Source organism: Nonomuraea sp. NPDC050663 (assembly GCF_044456985.1).
GTDB lineage: Bacteria > Actinomycetota > Actinomycetes > Streptosporangiales > Streptosporangiaceae > Nonomuraea.
The window spans coordinates 16,443-34,791 of record NZ_JBITGL010000005.1; the positions used below are offsets into that span (position 1 = coordinate 16,443).

At 70.7% G+C, this 18,349-nt stretch carries 20 protein-coding genes; 8 read left to right on the top strand and 12 right to left on the bottom strand.

Going from position 1 to position 18,349, the window contains the following annotated elements; all coding sequences use genetic code 11:
* Positions 1 to 14: 14 nt before the first annotated feature.
* The gene (locus ACIBH1_RS17010; protein ID WP_397314700.1) at positions 15 to 449 is read right to left on the bottom strand and encodes a peptidase inhibitor family I36 protein; all 435 of its coding nucleotides are present in this window, start codon (positions 447 to 449) and stop codon (positions 15 to 17) included.
* Between the two features lie 102 nt (positions 450 to 551).
* Between ACIBH1_RS17010 and ACIBH1_RS17015 the strand changes: the two genes are divergently transcribed.
* Complete coding sequence (locus tag ACIBH1_RS17015; RefSeq protein ID WP_397314701.1) at positions 552 to 995, top strand: DUF4442 domain-containing protein; 444 nt, start codon at positions 552 to 554, stop codon at positions 993 to 995.
* Here ACIBH1_RS17015 and ACIBH1_RS17020 read toward each other — a convergent pair.
* From ACIBH1_RS17020 to ACIBH1_RS17040, 5 genes are read right to left on the bottom strand one after another with little or no spacing between them, the layout of a single operon-like run.
* Positions 961 to 1,974, bottom strand: a complete 1,014-nt coding sequence (locus tag ACIBH1_RS17020; protein WP_397314702.1) for a flavin-containing monooxygenase — start codon at positions 1,972 to 1,974, stop codon at positions 961 to 963. The two genes, ACIBH1_RS17015 and ACIBH1_RS17020, sit on opposite strands and share 35 nt — an antisense overlap.
* A gap of 47 nt (positions 1,975 to 2,021) precedes the next feature.
* Positions 2,022 to 2,696, bottom strand: a complete 675-nt coding sequence (locus ACIBH1_RS17025) for an AraC family transcriptional regulator (protein ID WP_397314703.1) — start codon at positions 2,694 to 2,696, stop codon at positions 2,022 to 2,024.
* 24 nt (positions 2,697 to 2,720) lie between these two features.
* Positions 2,721 to 3,728 carry a ribosome small subunit-dependent GTPase A gene (gene rsgA, locus ACIBH1_RS17030; RefSeq protein ID WP_397315323.1) on the bottom strand — a complete coding sequence of 336 codons (1,008 nt, stop codon included), beginning with the start codon at positions 3,726 to 3,728 and terminating at the stop codon, positions 2,721 to 2,723.
* A 1-nt stretch (position 3,729) separates the two neighbouring features.
* Positions 3,730 to 4,986, bottom strand: coding sequence for a 3-phosphoshikimate 1-carboxyvinyltransferase (gene aroA, locus ACIBH1_RS17035; protein ID WP_397314704.1), 1,257 nt, complete (start codon positions 4,984 to 4,986; stop codon positions 3,730 to 3,732).
* Positions 4,987 to 5,021: 35 nt separating this feature from the next.
* The gene (locus ACIBH1_RS17040) at positions 5,022 to 5,660 is read right to left on the bottom strand and encodes a Uma2 family endonuclease (protein ID WP_397314705.1); all 639 of its coding nucleotides are present in this window, start codon (positions 5,658 to 5,660) and stop codon (positions 5,022 to 5,024) included.
* A gap of 94 nt (positions 5,661 to 5,754) precedes the next feature.
* Between ACIBH1_RS17040 and ACIBH1_RS17045 the strand changes: the two genes are divergently transcribed.
* On the top strand, positions 5,755 to 6,501 hold the full coding sequence (locus tag ACIBH1_RS17045) for an SOS response-associated peptidase (protein ID WP_397314706.1): 747 nt from the start codon (positions 5,755 to 5,757) through the stop codon (positions 6,499 to 6,501).
* Positions 6,502 to 6,637: 136 nt separating this feature from the next.
* Positions 6,638 to 6,970: a TraR/DksA family transcriptional regulator gene (locus ACIBH1_RS17050; RefSeq protein ID WP_397314707.1), complete on the top strand. Its 333-nt coding sequence runs from the start codon at positions 6,638 to 6,640 to the stop codon at positions 6,968 to 6,970.
* On the opposite strand, the gene ACIBH1_RS17055 is transcribed toward ACIBH1_RS17050, so the two are convergent.
* Positions 6,967 to 7,698, bottom strand: a complete 732-nt coding sequence (locus ACIBH1_RS17055; RefSeq protein ID WP_397314708.1) for a class I SAM-dependent methyltransferase — start codon at positions 7,696 to 7,698, stop codon at positions 6,967 to 6,969. The genes ACIBH1_RS17050 and ACIBH1_RS17055 overlap by 4 nt on opposite strands.
* Positions 7,699 to 7,909: 211 nt before the next feature.
* On the opposite strand from ACIBH1_RS17055, the gene ACIBH1_RS17060 reads away from it, so the two are divergent.
* From ACIBH1_RS17060 to ACIBH1_RS17075, 4 genes are all read left to right on the top strand, one after another.
* On the top strand, positions 7,910 to 8,515 hold the full coding sequence (locus tag ACIBH1_RS17060) for a sigma-70 family RNA polymerase sigma factor (RefSeq protein ID WP_181612988.1): 606 nt from the start codon (positions 7,910 to 7,912) through the stop codon (positions 8,513 to 8,515).
* Complete coding sequence (gene rsrA / locus ACIBH1_RS17065) at positions 8,512 to 8,775, top strand: mycothiol system anti-sigma-R factor (RefSeq protein WP_181612987.1); 264 nt, start codon at positions 8,512 to 8,514, stop codon at positions 8,773 to 8,775. Before ACIBH1_RS17060 ends, rsrA begins: the two co-directional genes overlap by 4 nt.
* 231 nt (positions 8,776 to 9,006) lie before the next feature.
* Positions 9,007 to 10,332, top strand: a complete 1,326-nt coding sequence (locus ACIBH1_RS17070; RefSeq protein WP_397314709.1) for an HD-GYP domain-containing protein — start codon at positions 9,007 to 9,009, stop codon at positions 10,330 to 10,332.
* Positions 10,329 to 11,615 carry an HD-GYP domain-containing protein gene (locus ACIBH1_RS17075; protein WP_397314710.1) on the top strand — a complete coding sequence of 429 codons (1,287 nt, stop codon included), beginning with the start codon at positions 10,329 to 10,331 and terminating at the stop codon, positions 11,613 to 11,615. Before ACIBH1_RS17070 ends, ACIBH1_RS17075 begins: the two co-directional genes overlap by 4 nt.
* Before the next feature lie 197 nt (positions 11,616 to 11,812).
* On the opposite strand, the gene ACIBH1_RS17080 is transcribed toward ACIBH1_RS17075, so the two are convergent.
* Positions 11,813 to 12,196: a thioesterase family protein gene (locus ACIBH1_RS17080; RefSeq protein WP_397314711.1), complete on the bottom strand. Its 384-nt coding sequence runs from the start codon at positions 12,194 to 12,196 to the stop codon at positions 11,813 to 11,815.
* Between the two features lie 376 nt (positions 12,197 to 12,572).
* Between ACIBH1_RS17080 and ACIBH1_RS17085 the strand changes: the two genes are divergently transcribed.
* Entirely contained in the window at positions 12,573 to 14,126 is a 1,554-nt protein-coding gene (locus ACIBH1_RS17085; RefSeq protein WP_397314712.1) for a protein kinase, read from the top strand.
* Here ACIBH1_RS17085 and ACIBH1_RS17090 read toward each other — a convergent pair.
* From ACIBH1_RS17090 to ACIBH1_RS17105, 4 genes are read right to left on the bottom strand one after another with little or no spacing between them, the layout of a single operon-like run.
* On the bottom strand, positions 14,123 to 15,769 hold the full coding sequence (locus tag ACIBH1_RS17090) for an acetolactate synthase (RefSeq protein ID WP_397314713.1): 1,647 nt from the start codon (positions 15,767 to 15,769) through the stop codon (positions 14,123 to 14,125). The genes ACIBH1_RS17085 and ACIBH1_RS17090 overlap by 4 nt on opposite strands.
* 20 nt (positions 15,770 to 15,789) lie before the next feature.
* Entirely contained in the window at positions 15,790 to 16,566 is a 777-nt protein-coding gene (locus ACIBH1_RS17095; RefSeq protein WP_397314714.1) for a hypothetical protein, read from the bottom strand.
* Positions 16,563 to 17,207, bottom strand: a complete 645-nt coding sequence (locus tag ACIBH1_RS17100; RefSeq protein ID WP_397314715.1) for a response regulator — start codon at positions 17,205 to 17,207, stop codon at positions 16,563 to 16,565. Before ACIBH1_RS17100 ends, ACIBH1_RS17095 begins: the two co-directional genes overlap by 4 nt.
* Positions 17,198 to 18,334 carry a histidine kinase gene (locus ACIBH1_RS17105; RefSeq protein ID WP_397314717.1) on the bottom strand — a complete coding sequence of 379 codons (1,137 nt, stop codon included), beginning with the start codon at positions 18,332 to 18,334 and terminating at the stop codon, positions 17,198 to 17,200. Before ACIBH1_RS17105 ends, ACIBH1_RS17100 begins: the two co-directional genes overlap by 10 nt.
* Between the last annotated feature and the right edge of the window lie 15 nt (positions 18,335 to 18,349).

The window sequence follows — 18,349 nt, forward strand, 5'->3', positions numbered from 1 at the left end:
GCACCGGCGAGGGGTCAGCCGTGCGAGTCGGTGGCCGCCGCGCGCTTGACCAGGTACTCGTCGTCCTCCCAGATCGAGCAGGAGGGACCGTTGGGCCCGCCGAAGCGGACGGAGTCGAAGGCGTCGCGGAAGGTGATGTAGAAGTTGCCCTTGCCCCGCGGGCTCGTGACGGCCGTGCAGCCGCCGTAGTCGGGCTGGGTGTGGAGATGGATGAGCGTGTCGGTGCGGTTCCAGTCGGACTTGGCGCGGTCGCCCATGCCCAGGGCGGCCAGGTTGGGGGTGTTGCCCTGAAGCTGGACGATGTCGCCCGTGCCGTCGAGGCCGGAGAAGAGGCAGTAGTAGCCCTCCTGGCACCGGTCGTAGCCCACTGCCGCCTGGGCGGGCGTGCTCAGGGCGGCCAGGGTGGCCGCGGCGATCGGTAAGGCCAGTGCGTGAAACTTCTTGCCCACCATACCTCCATGGATGAAGCTTTCTTTCCGTTCTCGACCATAACCGGAGAGATCAACATTTGCTAGACGGAGACCGGGTTACTCGTGAGTAGCATTGGGGGCATGACGACAGACGTTGGCGCGCTCCTGCTGGAGACCGTGCCCTTCGCGCGCACGCTGGGCATCACCTTCGACTCGGTCGCCGACGGCATGGCCGTCTGCCGGGTCGCCGACCGTCCCGAACTGCGCAACCACGTGGGCGGGCCGCACGCGGGAGCGCTCTTCACCCTGGCCGAGTCGGCCTCGGGGGCGGCCATGCTCTCCGTCTTCGCCGACCAGCTCTCCCGCGCGACGCCGCTGGTGACCGTCTCGACCGTGAAGTACCTGAAACTGGCCCTCGGCGAGATCGTCGCCACCGCCCACGTGCGCGCCGACCGGGCGGCGGTCCTGGAACTCCTCGACGCGGGCAAGCGGCCCACGTTCGAGGTGGCCGTGGAACTGCGCAACGCCGACGACGTCGTCGTCAGCGAGCTCACCGTCGACTGGACGCTCCGCCCGAACCGGTGAGGCGCCCCGCCAGAGCGGCCGCGTCCTCCCCGACCCAGCCGAGCAGGGCCGAGCCCCGGTTGCGCAGGTAGGGCAGGCCGATGAAGGCCAGGCCGGGGACACTGCAGACCCCCTCGTCGTGGACCGGCCTGCCGTCGTCGAGGGCGCCGGGGACGTCGATCCAGGAGAAGTCCTGGCGGAAGCCCGTCGCCCACACCACGGCGTCCACGCCGGTGACCGACGTGACCCGGCCCGTCACCTCGACGCCGAGCCGGCGCAGCCCCCTCGGGCCCAGCCCGATCAGCGGTTCGCGCCGCCGCACGATCCTGCCCACCAGACCGGAGGCCGGGGCGCGCATGGTGCCCAGCCGGTCGAGCAGGTCGAACACATCGCGGCCGAACACCCGCTGCGGCAGCACCGCCATGCTCCTGCCCACGGCCAGCGTGACCCTCCGCCCGGCCCTGGCCAGCTCCTCGGCGATCTGCACCCCGGAGTTGCCCGCCCCCGCGACGAGCACCGAGCCGCCCGGCAGATCCCGCACGCCGGTGTAGGCGGAGCTGTGGATCGCCACGACGCCGGGCGGCACCTCGATGCGCGGGATGCGCGGCCGCTGGAAGGGGCCCGTCGCCACGATCACGGAGCGGGCCGCCACCTCGCCCGTCGCGGTCGTCGCCAGGAACCCGCCGCCTGCCGTACGGCTCAGCCCGAGCACCCTCGTGTCGTGGCGGATCGGCAGGGAGAAACGTTCGGCGTAGGCGGCGAGATAGCCGGCGACCTCGTCCTTGGTGGGATAGGCGTCGGCGGGGCCGGGAAAGGGCAGGCCCGGCAGGGCGCTGCGGCGCGCGGAGGTGAACAGCCGCAGCGAGTCCCACCGGTCGCGCCAGGACTGGCCGACCTTGGAACGTTCGTCGAGAAGCAGCACGTCGGCGCCGGTCAGCCGCAGCTCGCGGGCCATGGCGAGCCCGGCCTGGCCGGCTCCGATGATCAGGAAATCCGTCATGGGACCAGGCTCGCCCCGGCGCCGGGGCCGTGGCTTGAACGAACCTGCTACTCCAGCCAGCGGACCCCCGCCGCCAGGGCCGACGGAGGGGAGCCCATCATGCGCCTGAACGTCCTGGTCATGTGGGCGGCGTCCGAGAAGCCAGCCGCGTGGGCGGCCTCGGTCAGCGAGAGTCCCCCGGCGAGCGAGGCCAGCGCCCTGTGCAGCCGCGCCCACAACACGTAGGGGCGGAAGGGCAGGCCGAGCTCCTCGGTGAACAGGTGCGACAGCCGGCTCTGCGACACGCCCGCCAGACGCGCCACGTCCGCCAGCCGTACCCGCTCGTGCAGCAGGCTCGGCAGGGCCGCGATCGCCGCCACCAGGGCCGGATGGCGCGGGCCCTCGCCCGCGGGGCCGAAGACGCCGGTCACGATCGCCTGGAGCGAGGCCAGGTCGTTCGACGGCGCCCGCAGGTCGAGCGGCCAGCTCTCCGCGCCCGACGACGAGCGCGGCACGCGGCCCGACGCCGGGTCGACGAGCGCCAGCAGGCCCTCGCCCTCGTCGGCGACGATGGCGTGCGGGACGTTCGGCGGGATCAGCGCCGCGTCGCACCTCACCTCGGCGCCGTCGGCGTCACGCAGGACCAGGCCCCTGCCCACCAGCAGCTGCGCCGCGTAGTGGACGTGCAGGCCCGCCGGGCCGATGTGGCCGCCGAACAGCAACCGGCCGGGCGCGACCGTCACCCACCCCCGCCAGCCCACCGGCCGTCAGACCTCGGGAGCGCCGTCGCGGCTGGACAGCAGGCGGCGCAAGGAGGCGAGCCTGGCCTGGTCGGCATGGCCGGCGGCCACCCACGCGTCGAGCGCGCACGCCGCGTCGAGATGGGTGCAGCCCTTGGGGCACCCGACCGTGCCCTCGTTGAGGTCGGGGAAGGAGGCGAGCACCGTCTCGACCGAGATGTGGGCCAGGCCGAAGCTGCGCACGCCGGGCGTGTCGATGATCCACCCGCCCTCGGGCAACTGCAGCGCGACCGCCGAGGTGGAGGTGTGCCTGCCGCGCCCGGTGACGGCGTTGACGTGGGAGACCGCCCGGTTGGCGTCAGGGACCAGCACGTTGACCAGCGTCGACTTGCCCACCCCTGAATGGCCGACGAGCACGCTGATGCGGTCGGTCAGATGCGAGCGCAGCTCGTCGAGCGAACCGCCCTTGTGGACCACGACGTACGGCACGTCAAGAGGGGAGTACTGCGCGACCAGTTCCTCGGGATCGGCCAGATCCGACTTGGTCAGGCAGAGCAGCGGCTCGATCTCGGCGTCGAAGGCGGCCACCAGCATGCGGTCGATCATGCGCGGACGCGGCGGCGGATCGGCCAGCGCGGTGACGATCACGAGCTGGTCGGCGTTGGCGACGATCGGGCGCTCGATGCCGTCGTCGGTGTCGTCGGCCGAACGCCGCAACATGGACCGGCGCTCCTCGACGCGCACCACCCTGGCGAGCGTGTCGACCGCTCCCGACACGTCGCCGACCAGGGCCACCCGGTCGCCGACCACGATGCCCTTACGGCCCAGCTCGCGCGCCTTCATGGCCATGACCGTGCGCGACTGGGCGCGCTTGCCCTTGCCCGAGGTCACCAGGCAGGTGTAGCGGCCCCGGTCGACGGCGACCACGAACCCCTCGACGGCGTCTTCGTGCGCAGGACGGATCCGGGTCCGCGGCCTCGATCCCTTGCCCGGCCTGACCCGTACGTCGTCCTCGTCGTACTCCCTGCGACGCAGGTCAATCCCCCAACATCCGGGCCCACATGCGGGCGAACTCGGGAAGGGTCTTACCCGTCGTCGCGATGTTCTCCACCTCGACGCCCGGCACGCGCAACCCGATCACCGCTCCCGCGGTGGCCATGCGGTGGTCGTCGTAGGTGTGGAAGACGCCGCCGTGCAGGGCGCGAGGACGGATCAGCAGGCCGTCGGCGGTCTCCTCGGCGTCGCCGCCCAGCAGGTTGATCTCGGTGACCAGCGCCTTGAGCCGGTCGGTCTCGTGCCCGCGCAGGTGCGCGATGCCGCGCAGCCTGCTGGGCGAGTCGGCCAGGGCCGCCAGCGCCGCCACCGTCGGCGTGAGCTCGCCCACCTCGTGCAGGTCGACGTCGATGCCCGACACCGAACCCGTGCCCGTCACGCGCAGCCCCGAGTCGTCGAGCGAGACCCCCGCGCCCATCTCGGCCAGCAGATGACGCAAGGAGTCGCCCGGCTGCGTGGTTTCGTACGGCCAGGCCGGGATGGTCACCGTGCCGCCGGAGATCATCGCGGCCGCCAGGAACGGCGCCGCGTTGGACAGATCGGGCTCGACCACCAGATCACGGGCGGCGATCGGGCCGGGCTCGACGTGCCAGACGTCCTTCACACCGTCGTCGACCGTCACCCCGGCCGCACGCAGCATCTGCACCGTCATCGCGATGTGCGGCATCGACGGCACCGGCTCGCCCGCGTGCCTGATGGTGACACCCTTGTCGAAGCGGGCGCCCGTCAGCATCAGGCCCGACACGAGCTGCGAGGAGGCCGACGCGTCGATCGTGACCTCGCCACCCTGCACCGGGCCGCGCAAGGTGAACGGGAGAGCGTCGTTGTCGACATGCGCGCCCAGCGCCCGCAGGGCGTCGAGCAGGGGACCCATCGGGCGCTTACGCGCGTGGGGGTCGCCGTCGAAGCGCACCTCGCCATCGGCCAGGGCGGCCATCGGAGGCACGAAGCGCATCACCGTGCCTGCCAGGCCGACGTCGATGCTCACCCCGCCGCGGACGGGGCCGGGGACGACGCGGTAGTCGCCGCTCTCCTCGACGAAGCCGGCGCCGAGCGCGGTGAGCGCCTGGACCATCAGGTCGGCGTCACGGCTGCGAAGCGCCTGCCGTACGACACCCGGACCGTCGGCCAGCGCGGCGAGCAGCAGCGCGCGGTTGGTCACCGACTTGGATCCCGGCAGCGGGACCGTGGCGGTGACGGGCGCGGTCGCCGTGGGGGCGGGCCAGAGTGGAGCGGACATGGGTAAAGCTTACTGGGCGGCGCCCTGGGGGCTGGTTACTGGAAGATCGCGGTGTCGACGGTGAAGTCGACGGGCTCGGGGATGGGGAGGGGGTCACCCATCGTGGCAAGGGCGGAGACGGTGTAGCGGTCGGTCTTGGGCTCGCTGAAGATCGTGACGGTGGGCGGGGTGGCGAGCGCGTCGACCAGGATGTAGAGAGGGATGCCCGCCTTGGCGTAGGCGTCGCGCTTGTGTTCGCGGTCATCTGTGGTGCTCGCTCTTGACACCACTTCGCCGACCATGACAAGGCCGCTGGCCAGGAGTTCCCGGTTTCCCCATCGCGGGGCGTCCGGCGGCGCGATGACGAGATCGGGCGAGTACGGATCTCTGCTGCCGTCCATGCAGATGTCGAGGCCCGGGTAGATCTTCCAGCCCTTCGCCAATGCGTTAGGGCGCAGAGCGGAGTAGAGCGCACCGACGTGGTCCTGGTGGTCGGGAGTGCCTAGGGGGCTCACTATCAACCTTCCGTTGATGATCTCGGCCCGGAGCCCGGTGCGATCCACGAGCGCGTCGTAGACCTCACGAAGGGTGGTCAGCTCGGGCTGAGGTTGGGGGGCGGGCATCGTGACGGACTCCTCCGGCTCGGCGGCCGGTACGGAACGGGTGCGGGCCTTGCGTGAAGCGGTGGTGACCATGGATCCGTATCCCTTCGTGTCCCTCTCGATACTCTGAGTTTCCCAGACCCTCCTCGCACATGCGAGCGAAAGCCGTCCATGGCAGTGTGGTGACATGTGCGGCCGATACGCGTCAGCGAGAAAGAAGCACGAGCTCCTCGAGGAGTTCCAGGTCGAGCTCGACGGTGACCCCGAGGTCGAGCTCTCACCCGACTACAACGTGGCCCCGACCAAGAAGGTCTACGCGGTCATGTCCCGCGTGCCGAAGGAGGCCGAGCGGGCGGTCAGGCAGTTGCGGGTCGTCAAGTGGGGGCTGGTCCCGGTGTGGGCGAAGGACCCGTCGATCGGCTCCAAGATGATCAATGCCCGCTTGGAGACGGTGGCGGAGAAGCCGTCGTTCCGCCAGGCGTTCGCCAAGCGCCGGTGCCTGATCCCCGCCGACGGCTATTTCGAGTGGATGCCTGTCGAGGGTGACAAGAAGAAGAAACAGCCCTACTTCATCCACCCCGAGGACGGGGGTGTCCTGGCCATGGCGGGGTTGTACGAGTTCTGGCAGGACAAGACGCGTGACGAGGACGATCCGCTGCGGTGGATGGTGACGTGCACGGTCATCACGACCACCGGCGAGGACGAGGCGGGGCGCATCCACGACCGCATGCCGATGATGATCGAGCAGGCGAAGTGGGGCGACTGGCTGGACCCCAAGCTCACCGATCCGAAGACGGCAGGGGGCCTGCTGGTGCCGGCCGACGCGGGCAGGCTCGTTGCCTATCCGGTCTCGACCGACGTCAACAACGTGCGCAACAACGGGCCGGACCTCATCAAGCCTTTGCCTCCTGAAGAAGAAGTGGCGCTTTTCTAAACAAGCGGTGTAAGACCCATGCCAACTGGGCATTCGGTGAGCAAAGCGAAACACAGCGCTTACCAGTGCCGGGCGGGTCTACCGGGGAGCCCCGCTGCCGGGCTGCCCCCCATACACCACCCGGAGGTGCGGACTCGTGGATGTCACGACCGCTCGTGAGCGACTGGAGAGCATGCTCGCGGACATCGACCGATCCATCGCCGTGCTCCGGGGAGACCCGGTGGCCGTGCGTGACCGCTCGGCCGCCGACGCCGGCGCCGACCTGACCGACGCCGACCGCGTGCAGGCGATGCTGGCCGTGGCGACGGCGCAGCGCAGGTCCGTGGTCGACGCGATCAAGCGGGTCGAGGAGGGCGCGTACGGCTGCTGCGTCGACTGCGCCAAGCCGGTGCCGGAGGGCCGCCTGGAGGCCAGGCCGGAGGCCGCCAGGTGCGTGCAGTGCCAGTCGAAGCGCGAGAGGCGGCGCTAGCCCACCTTCGTCGCGCTGGCCACCAGGTGGATGCCCACGGTGTCGTCGTCGTCGGGATGGGCCTCCAGTTCGGTGCGCACCAGCCACGCCAGCGAGCGGGAGTCGGAGGCCAGGACGTGGTCGACGGTCGACGGTGACAACACGGTGCGCGGCCGGACCCAGTCGACCTGGAGCCCCACGCCCATGAGCAGCTCGCGCAGCTGGCCGGCGCTGTAGCAGCGGGTGATGCTCCCGTCGGGCCACGGCACGAGCATGACCTCGCCGTTGACCCGCAGGTGCTCCCAGCGTTCCTGCTCGGCCAGGATGGCCATGCCGAGCACCAGCGAGTCGACGCAGACCAGGGCGCGCCCGCCGGGGCGCAGCACGCGCGCCACGTCGCTCATCGCCGACTCGGCCATCAGCTCGATCGACATCGCGCGCTCCTCGGCCACGACCGCGTCGACCGAAGCGTCGGGCAGGAACGACAGGTCGTCGGCGCGCACCCGGCACACGCGCGTGTCGTGCGGGCGAGGTTCGGCGCGGCGGAAGTCCAGCACCTCGATCACCCGGTGCCCCGCCCTGGCGACCTGGCCCGACCATCGGCCACGTCCGCCGGACAGGTCGAGCACCACCGCGGGGCTCGCGGGCAGCCAGCGGGCCAGCTGCTCGGCGACGACGGCGCGGTAGAAGGTCCAGTACGGCCCGAGCGTCCCTGAGCCGTTCAGCTCCTCGGCCGGAATGGGCAGCACACGCGACTCCTGGAGGTTAAGGATTTGGCTACCAGCCGGTACGTATAGGTTTTCCCCGCACCGGGTCGTTCGTCACCTTCCATCTTGCGGGAACAAGCTCCGACGCGGGTGTGTTGCGACAACCATGCTCACATTGGTCGACCCCAGGGAACGGGTATCCTCCCCTGAGTACGGTGTTCCGCCACAGCTGGCCACCGGTGATCTTAGGGGGGTGGCCCTGGTGCCCGCGACAGGCGCGGAGACTCTGGAGCAGCGCAGCGAGCGGTTCGAGCGTGATGTCATGCCTTACCTCGACCAGCTCTATTCTGCTGCGCTCCGGATGACTCGGCATCCGGCCGATGCGGAAGACCTGGTCCAGGAGACCTTCGCCAAGGCCTTCGCTTCGTTCCACCAGTTCCAGGAGGGCACGAACCTCAAGGCCTGGCTCTACCGGATCCTCACGAACACCTTCATCAACAGCTACCGCAAGAAGCAGCGGGAGCCCAAGCAGTCCGGCACCGAGGAGATCGAGGACTGGCAGCTGGCGCGTGCCGAGTCGCACACCTCGGGCGGGCTGAAGTCGGCCGAGGTGGAGGCGCTCGAGCACCTTCCCGACGGTGACATCAAGAACGCGCTGGCCGAGCTCCCCGAGGAGTTCCGCATCGCGGTCTACCTGGCTGACGTCGAGGGTTTCCCGTACAAGGAGATCGCCGACATCATGGGCACTCCCATCGGCACCGTGATGTCGCGCCTCCACCGCGGCCGCAGGCAGCTGCGGACGCTTCTCGAAGACTACGCCCGCGAGCGCGGCATGGTCCCGGCGGAGGGATCGAAATGAGCTGTGGAGACCCGCACGACAAGGACTGTCGCGAGGTCCTCGACCTTGTCTACAACTACCTCGACGGTGAGCTCGACGACAGTTCCTCCGACGAGATCCGGGTGCACCTCGACGAGTGCAGCCCGTGCCTGAAGGAGTACGACCTCGACAAGGCCGTGAAGGCGCTGGTGGCCAAGCACTGCGGGTGCGACCCGGTTCCGGCCGATCTGCGGGCGAAGGTCCTTGATCGGATCAACCAGGTCCGTTCGGAGTTGTCCTGATAAATCGGGCGGCCCGGAAGTGGCCTCCGGTAGTGGCTTGATTACGCTTTGCTTGCGATTCCAGAGTCTGCCCACCTGCGCGAGACGGTTTCTGTAGCGTGATTCACATGTTGTGCAAGGTGAAGGTGGTCGTCACCACGCTAGCCGCCGTCATGTTCGTGGTCGTGCTCACCGGGGCCGGCGAAGCCCTGCCACCAGGGGTCTCCTGGACCTGACCCCAGGGGGGCCGCAATGCGGGAATTGCCGTGGCCCGCAAGGGTCTACCTGGCGGCCGTCGTGGCGACGGCCGCCTTCCTGATCGCTCGCTTCGAGCTGCCCGGCGACGCCTGGGACATCCTGCTCGTGCTCGCGCTCCTCTTCCTGGTGTGCGAGTCGATGCCCACGCTGCTCAACGTCGAGCAGTTCGCCGTCTCGGTGAGCTTCTCCGCGTCGCTGGCGGCCGTCGTGCTCATCGGGCCCGAGGGCGCCGCGCTCGTCGGGCTGATCGCCGTCGTCAGCGTGCGCCCCGGCCTTCCGCTGGTGAAACGCCTGTTCAACGGGGCGCAGTTCGCCGTCTGCGGCTTCGCCGCCGGATGGGCCTACGAGTCGCTCGGCGGCGTCAGCGGGGTGCCGCAACCCCACCAGTTCGACGAGCTGATCGGCCCCTACGCCGTGGCCACGGCCGTCTTCGTGCCGCTCAACATCGTGCTCATCCTGGTCATGGTGCGGCTGGCGACCGGCGGCGCCGTCTCCTTCCGCGGCATGTTCCAGTTCCTGCTCTCCTACCTCGGCTACGGCACCTTCGGCCTGCTCGTGGCCGGGCTGTGGGCGACCGTGCAGTCGATCTCCGCCGTGCTGGTGCTGCTGCCGCTCTTCGTCGCGCGGTGGGCGTTCGGGCAGTACCACGCCCAGCAACGCTCCTACGACGCCACCATCGCGGCCCTGTGCCAGGCGGTCGAGACCAAGGACTACTACACGCGCGGCCACTGCACCCGCGTCTCGCTCGCCTCCTTCATGATCGCCCAGGAGGTCGGCATGGGCTCCGAGCGCCTGCGTGCCATCCGCTACGCCGGCATGCTCCACGACGTCGGCAAGCTCGGCGTGCCCACCAAGGTGCTGCAGAAGGACGGCCCGCTCACCGAGGAGGAGTACGCCGCGATCCAGCTGCACCCCATGCGTGGCCTGGAGATCGTGCGCGGCATCGACTTCCTCGACGAGGCCTACGAAGGGATCATGCACCACCACGAGCGCCACGACGGCAAGGGCTACCCCATGGGCCTGGCCGGCGAGGAGATCCCCGAGTTCGCGCGCATCATCGCCGTGGCCGACGCCTTCGACTCCATGACCTCCGACCGTTCCTACCGGGGCGCCCGCCCGATCGCCGTCGCCGTCGACGAGCTGCGCAAGGGCTCGGGCTCTCAGTTCGACCCCGAGCTGGTGGCGGCCTTCATCAGGGCGCTCGAGAAGGACCCCTGGCAGCCGCCGCGCAAGGTCGTCGAGGTGCCGGCGGAAGCCGCGGAGACGGCCACCAAGGATCACGACGATCCGACCATGCCCATCGAGGTGTTAAGCGGTTGAACACCCCCATCCGAGGCCTCGACTCCGGTCAACTCCTGCTCATCGCCGCGGCCGGGCTGCTCGCGGTGGCCGGGGTCGCGTACACCGCCGCCGTCGGCCCCGAGCGGCCCGAGGTCGCCATCGGCTTCGGCGCGCTCATCGCCGTCGGCGAGCTCGCGCGGCTGACCATGCCGGGCAACCGCGAGGTCGCCCCCATCGGCGCCGCGGCCGCGCTCGGCTACACGCTGCTGCTCGACATGAGCGGCGTCCCCCTGGAGCACAGCGCCTTCCAGGTGGTCGCCGTCATCTCGGTCGGCATGATCGCCGGGGCGCTGCCGCATCTCGCCGTCGGGCGCCCGCCCAGGCTCGACGCCGTCGCCCGCCGCCTGCTCACGGGCGCGCTGCTGGCCTTCGCCTTCCGGCCGCTGGCCGGGCCGCTGTCCGACTTCACCCGGCAGGTGGATCCCGTCACCGGGCAGCCCGACCCCAACTGGTGGCCGGCGCTCGCCGTCATGGTGGTGCTGATCGGGCTGGCGCTGCTGGCCGACGTGTTCATCGCCGCCCTGCTGCGGGCCGAGCAGGTGCGCACAGCCTTCCGCGTCGCCGTACGCGACGAGATCAACATGGCGTTCCCGCTGGGGGCCGCGGTGGCGGCGTCGGGAGTGCTGCTGGCGCTGGCGACGCACTCGATGGACATGGTGGCGTTGCTGGTGTTCGCGGCGCCGCTGCTGGTGACCCAGGTCGCCTTCCGGAAATATGCCGGTATCCGCGCCACCTATCTGCAGACCGTGCGCGCCCTGTCCCGGGTCACCGAGGTAGGCGGCTACGTCGAGCCTGGCCACTCGCGGCGCGTCAGCCGCCTCGCGGTCGCCGTCGGGCGGGAGCTGGGCATGGCGGAGCCGGAGCTGCTGGAGCTGGAGTACGCCGCGCTGATGCACGACATCGGGCAGCTGTCGCTGCGTGACCCGATCCCGAGCGGGGCGACCGTCCTCACCGATCCGGGGCAGGCGCGTCGCATCGCCGAACTGGGAGCCGAGGTCATCAAGCAGACGGGCGTGCTCGACCGGGTGGCGGAGCTGGTGCGCAGGCAGTGCGACCAGGTGGCGGAGGAGCCGCCGGTGTCGAGCCGGATCATCAAGGCGGCCAACGGCTACGACGACCTGGTGGGCGGATCCACCGACCGCGACCGCGCGGGCGCGGCCCTGGAGCGGCTGCGGCTGGGGGCGGGCGTGGAGTACGACCTGGAGGTCATCGACGCCCTGGCCCGCGTCATCGACCGCCTCGCCCCGTTCCACCGGCTCTGACGCTTCCTACGACCCCGCGCCCGCTCGCTGGCCCCCTGCTCCCCGGACGTCGCTGTCCCTTTCGCCGGCCGTACGGCAGGCAGGGGTCACCCCCGCCCGCCGCGCGGGGCCGGGGTCTGTCCAGGGGGACGCCACGCCGGTGTGCGGGGCCGGTCGCCGTTACGCGACGGCGACACCCGGTCGTCCGCGCCCACCGGCTACCGGGCGGCGGCGCGGCTGAGGAACTTCTCGCGGTCCACCAGCGCCCGCTCGACCGTGCCGCGCCCCACGACGAGGTCGCGTTCGCGCGCCACGAACGCGAAGACGAGCCTGCGCCCCTCGACCTGCACCAGCTCGGTGCTGATCTCGACGTGGGCGCCGAGGAGGCTGGCCGCCAGGTGTTCGACCTCGACGCGGGTGCCGACGGTGGTCTGGCCGGGCTCCAGGTGCGGCCGCAGGGCCTGCATGGTGCACATCTCGGCCAGCAGCACGAGCCGGGGCGTGGCCAGGACGGGGACGTCGCCGCTGCCGAGTTTCTGGGCGGTGTCCTCACGCTCGACCATGATGAGCATCGAAGAGCGAAGACCGGGAGCGAGCGTCATGACGTCAGCCTACTGCGACCACTGCGGGGCACCCCTTGATCGGATTCACGCCGACTGTGAGCGAGCGCGCAGCATGGAGCCGCCCAGGTACTGCTCGCAGTGCGGGCGCCGGGTCAAGGTCCAGGTGACGCCTACCTCCTGGTCGGCGCGATGCGTCGAGCACGGACCGATCAATGCTCCGTCTTGCTGATCGGGCATACACGCCCCACCTCGAGACGGCAGGATAGGGTTTATCCGACTTAGGCTGTTTCGGGGGATGCGCATGAGTAAACTCTGGCTTCCGTGACCTCCGTGTTACCCCGTTGCGACACAAGTTCGATTTCTTGGTGTGCTCGGGGTGGGACAGACGCGTGAGACAGGGGGCAGCGGGGGAGAGATGACTGGCCAAGGAACGACGCTTGCGGGGCGGTATCGCCTGGATACCCGCATCGGCGCCGGTGGCATGGGCGAGGTCTGGCGTGGCGAGGACACCGTCCTTGCTCGCACCGTCGCCGTCAAGGTGCTGCTCCCTGGCCGCATGTCCGACCCCGGATTCGCCGCCCGCTTCCAGGCCGAGGCGCGGGCCATGGCGACGATCAACCACCCCGGGGTGGTCGACGTCTACGACTACGGCGTGAGCGGCGACACCGTCTACCTCGTCATGAAGTTCGTCGACGGCGAGCCGCTCGACCGGCTGCTGTCGCGCCTGGGCCGCATCGCGCCCGAGCCCGCGATGGAGCTGATCGCCCAGGCCGCCTCCGCGCTCCAGGCCGTGCACGATCGGGGGATCGTGCACCGCGACGTCAAGCCCGGCAACCTGCTGGTGCAGCGCGACGGCACGCTGGTGCTCACCGACTTCGGCATCGCCCGCCAGGAGGTGGCCAACCGCCTCACCGACGCGGGCATGGTGCTCGGCACCGCCGCCTACTGCGCGCCCGAGCAGGCCGAGGGCATGCCGGTCACGCCCGCGGTCGACATCTACGCGCTCGGCGTCGTCGCCTACGAGTGCCTGGCCGGCATCCGGCCCTTCGACGGCGACAGCCCGGTCACCATCGCGCTCAAGCACATCCGCGAGACCCCGCCGCCGCTGCCCGCCGAGATCCCGCCCGCCATCCGCGCCCTGGTGGAACGCGCGCTCTCCAAGGACCCCGCGGCACGCTTCGCGAGCGCGGCCGCCATGAGCGTGGCGGCGCGCCAGGTGGCCTCTGGGGCGCCTCAGCTGACTGATCTGACCCCTGTGACCACAGGGGCCTCGATGGCGCCTCCTGAGCCGTCTCGGGAGGCCTCGGCGACGACTGTGGCGGATGTGGCGTCCCCGCAGACCCGCCGCGGCCGCCGCGCGGCGGCCAAGCGGCGCGGCAAGAGCGGGGTCGTGGCCGGTGTCGCGATCGTGGCGTTCCTGGGGATCGGGGCGGGAGCCTACGCGGTGACGGGCGGGGAGATCTTCCCCGGCGCGAAGCCCACGCCGACCATCACCGGTGACCCCCAGAAGGCCGAGGTCACCGACGAACCGACCAAGGGGCCGAGCACCACGCCGCCGACCAGGCCGACCAGGGGACCCACGAAGCCGCCCAGGACGAACACTCCTCCGCCTCAGACAAGCGAGGAGCCCACCCAGACGCCGACGGAGACCAACGAGCCGTCGAGCACGCCGTCCACCAACAAGCCGACCACCAGCGCCCCGGCCGTCAAGAAGGTCAAGGTTCCCGCGGTCGACTACAACAACGTGGTGAAGTCCCAGGAGATCCTGGAGAAGGCCGGTTTCACGCTCGTGGTCAAGAGCGAGGAAGCCGCCAACTTCCCCAAGGAATGCCTGAAGATCGCCTGGATGGACCCGGAGCCGGGGACGATGCACCCCGCCAAGGGCAAGATCGAGATGCTGCTGATCGCCAAGTTCGGCGGTTGCGAGGCGACCCCGTCTTCGAGCCCATCCGCGAGCAAGACCCCCTAGACGCCCGTCGTGTTGCGCGGGTAGGCGATCTGGGGGTCGGTCGCGATGTTGACCATGTACGGCACGCCCGAGTCGAACGCGCGGCGCAGCGCCGGGCCGATCTCCGACGGCTTGGTCACCAGCTCGCCGCCTCCGCCCAGGGCGGTGACCACCTGGTCGTACCGGCACTGCGGCTGCAGCTCGGCGGCGACGTCGTAGCCGTACAGCATCTGCATCGGGTGCTTCTCCAGCCCCCAGATGCCGTTGTTGCCGCAGATCATGACGACGGGCAGCTTGTGCCGTACGAGCGTGTCGACGTCCATGAGGGAGAAGCCCGCGGCCCCGTCGCCGAGGAGGAGGACGACCTGCGACGACGGGCGGGCCAGGCGGGCGGCGATGGAGTAGCCGAGGCCGGTGCCGAGGCAGCCGTAGGGTCCCGGGTCGAGCCAGTGGCCGGGACGTCGCGGCTCGACGTACTTGCCGGCGTAGGAGACGAAGTCGCCGCCGTCGCCGATCACGACGGCGTCGTCGGCGAGCACCTTGCCCAGCTCGCCGTAGATGCGCATCGGGTGGATCGGGTCGGAGTCGGCGGCCAGCAGCCCGGCGTCGTGCTCGACGGAGGCCGCGGCGGCCAGGGAGAGTTTCTCCAGCCAGGGCGCGTACCGGTCGGGCTTGACCCCGGCCTCGCCGCATGCCGTACCCAGGCTCCAGAAGACCAGTGACAGGTCGCCCGAGGCCGTGGCGGCCGGGGTCATGTGCGTGGCGAGCTGGGAGGGGGCGTCGGTGATGTGCACGACGCGGGCGAGCGGCGCGCCCTCCTTGCCGCCGAACCAGCCGTAGCCGAGGCGGAAGTCGAGCGGCGTGCCCACCACGATCACCAGGTCGGCCTGGCCGAAGGCGGTGCCGCGGGCGCGGGTGACGAGCTGTTCGTGGCCGGCGGGCAGGATGCCGCGGCCCTGGCCGTTGGGGATGACGGGCAGGCGCCACGACTCGGCGAAGTCGCGGGCGGCCTCCTCTGCCCTGTCCATCCAGACGTCGGAGCCGAGCACGAGCACGGGCCGCTCGGCCTCGGCCAGCAGGCGCGCGACCGAGGCGACGTGCGACGGGTCGGGCTCCAGCGGCGAGGGGGTCAGCGGCTCGGCCTGGTGTCCGCCGGCGGGGGCGAACAGGTGGTCCATGTAGAAGTCGAGGAAGACGGGACCGCGGTGCGGCGATCCGGCGGTGCGGAAGGCGGTCTCGGCGTCCTGGCCGATCGAGTCGGCTCCCGAGGAGGTGAAGGCCAGCTTGGTGATCGGTTCGAGCAGGGGAGGGTGGTCCATCTCCTGGAGGGCGCCGCTGCCCCAGCGTGACTGCGGCGCCCGCCCGCCCATGACCACGACGGGCGAGCCGTTGAAGTGGGCGGTGGCGATGCCGCTGACGCCGTTGGTGATGCCGGGGCCCGCGGTGAGCACGGCGAGCCCCGGTCTGCGCGTCAGCCGCGCTGTCGCCTCGGCGGCGAAGACGGCGCTCTGTTCGTGGCGCACGTCGAGGATCCGCATCCCCTCGTGCACCGCGCCGTCGTACAGCGGGAAGACGTGCCCGCCTGACAGGGTGAACATCGTGTCGACGCCATAGGCCTTAGAAACGGCGACGGCTGCGTCGCCCGCATGCTTCGCGCTCTCCATGGACGGAAACTACCAGCGAGTCAACTGCAACAAACCTTGACCGTCCCGTGGGGATTGCTCAACGTCAGCTTGTGCTCGGCTTCCGCGCTCCTCATGACGCCGATGAAATCGTGCACGGCCTCCACCGAGACGTCGTAGGCGGTGCCCTCGGGGACCTGGATCTCGATCTCGTCGCCGGTCTGGACGGCGGCGCGAACCTGGCCTGGCGCCTTGTCGAAGCTGAGCCGCACGGATCCGGTCACGGTCTCGGCGTCGACGGAGTCGCTCAGCATGCCGAAGGAGAAGATGTGTCCCCTGTCGCTGCGCGCCCGTACCTGGGGAGACCAGATCTCGGCCATGTCGATGGTGCCGTTCTCGCTGGTCAGCGTCAGGTTGCCGCGGAGCCTGTTGACGTGGAGCGAGCCTGTGCCGGTGATCGCCTCGACGTCGGTGTCGGCGGGGACGCGGACCAGGTAGTGCACCAGGCAGCTCATCTCCCCCGAATGGTGGTCCGGCCGGCAGCTGGAGTTGAGCTTGAGCGTCTTGCGGTCCCACTCCTCGCCGGTCTCGGGCTTGGCCTCCCACCACTGGAGGCTCTTCTCCACGAAGATCTGCCCGGCTGGCCCGCGCTCGATCGTGAGCTCGATGTCGCCCACGGAGGCGTCGATCTTCAAGGAGGGCCGGTCGAAAACCTCACCCCAGGAGACGGTCTCCGAGGGCGCCCGCGCGTCGGCGAAGCCGGCGAACATGCCCGCGGTCGCGACGCCCACCGCGAACACCGTGCACAGGCTGCCCACCAGGAGCCAGAAGGCTTTCATACGCGCACTCCGTCGAGAAATCTCAGGACGGCCAGCACGCGCCGGTGGTCGCCGTCGTCGGATGACAGGTCGAGCTTGCTGAAGATGTTGCCGATGTGCTTGCCGACCGCGCCCTCGCTGAGCACCAGCGCGGCGCCGATCCCGGCGTTGGAGCGGCCCTCGGCCATGAGCCTGAGCACCTCGCGCTCGCGCGGGGTCAGCCGGTTCAGCGGGTCTTCGCGGATCAGCAACTGTGCGACGACCTCGGGGTCGAGCGCGGTGCCGCCCGCCGCGACCCTGCGCACCGCCACGATGAAGTCGGTCACGTCGGCGATGCGGTCCTTGAGCAGGTATCCGACGCCGGTGGTGGCCGTCGACAGCAGGCGGGTGGCGTAACGTTCCTCGACGTACTGCGACAGCACCAGCAGCGGCAGGCTCGGGCGTTGCCGCCGCAGGACCAGCGCGGCGCGCAGGCCCTCGTCGGTGTGCGTGGGCGGCATGCGCACGTCGGTCACGACGAGGTCGGGCTCGTGCTGGTCGACCGCGCGCAGCAGCGCCTCGGCGTCCTCGACCGCCGCGACGACCTGCATGTCGGCCGCCGTCAGCAGGCGCACGAGTCCCTCGCGGAGCAGGACCGAGTCCTCGGCCACGACTACGCGCACGGCAACTCCACTGTGATCATGGTCGGGCCGCCCACCGGGCTGGTGAGCAGGAAGGTGCCGTCGACCGCGTCGACCCGCTGGCTGAGCCCGCGAAGGCCGGTGCCGCCGTCGAGCGCCGCGCCGCCGATGCCGTCGTCGTAGACGCTGACGTGCAGCATGCGCCCGTCGGTGCGCACGGTGATCTCCGCGCCGGTGGCCTTGGCGTGCTTGGCGATGTTCGTCAGCGCCTCGGAGACGACGAAGAACGCCACCGCCTCGATCGTCGGAGTCGGGCGCCTGCCCAGGTCGACGCGGAGCCGTACGGGGAAGGGCGCCCTGGCGGCGACGCCCGACAACGCGGCGTCGAGTCCCTGGTCGTTGAGGACGGCGGGGTGCAGGCCGCGCACGAAGTCGCGCAGCTCCTTCAGCGCCTGCTTGGCCTCCTCGTGGGCCTGCTCGATCGCGTCGCGCGCGTCGTCGGGCAGGTCGGTGAGGGTGGCGCGGGCCATGCCCAGGTTCATCGCCAGGGAGACCAGGCGCTGCTGGGCGCCGTCGTGCAGGTCGCGCTCGATGCGCCGCCGCTCGGCGTCCGCCGCGTCGACCACGCCGGCCCGGCTCTCGGCCAGAGTCTCGATCATCTGGCCCAGCTCCCGGTGGCTGCGGCCGAGCATCGCCTGCGCGATCGACAGGTCCAGCCGGGTCAGCGCGTGCGCCAGGTAGGGCGTCATGATCAGCAGGGCCGCCCCCACGCCGGTGTAGACACCGGCGACGGCCGGGTCGCGCAGGTCGATGGGGAAGACGAACGAGGCGGGCTGGAAGTACTGGTGCAGGAAGCCGAGCAGTCCCACCACCGCGCCGCCCCAGCAGACGCAGACCAGGAAGGCGCAGAGGGCGCTGAGGAACGGCGACAGCACGTGGTATCCGGCCTGCCGCCACAGGCGCGGATCGCGCCGGTGCTTCACCGGGTCGGCCCGCGGGATGTCGGCGTTCAGGAAGGACTCGAAGCGCGAGTGCTGCACGCGGTTGAGCGCGGGCAGCACCCGGGGGATCAGCAGCGACAGCAGTGCGAGCGTCCCCAGCACCACTCCGACCGGGATTCCCGTCACCAGGTGCGCCGTGTTGTGCCAGGCCCGGCGGGGGATTTTCATGGCCACCACGCTAGT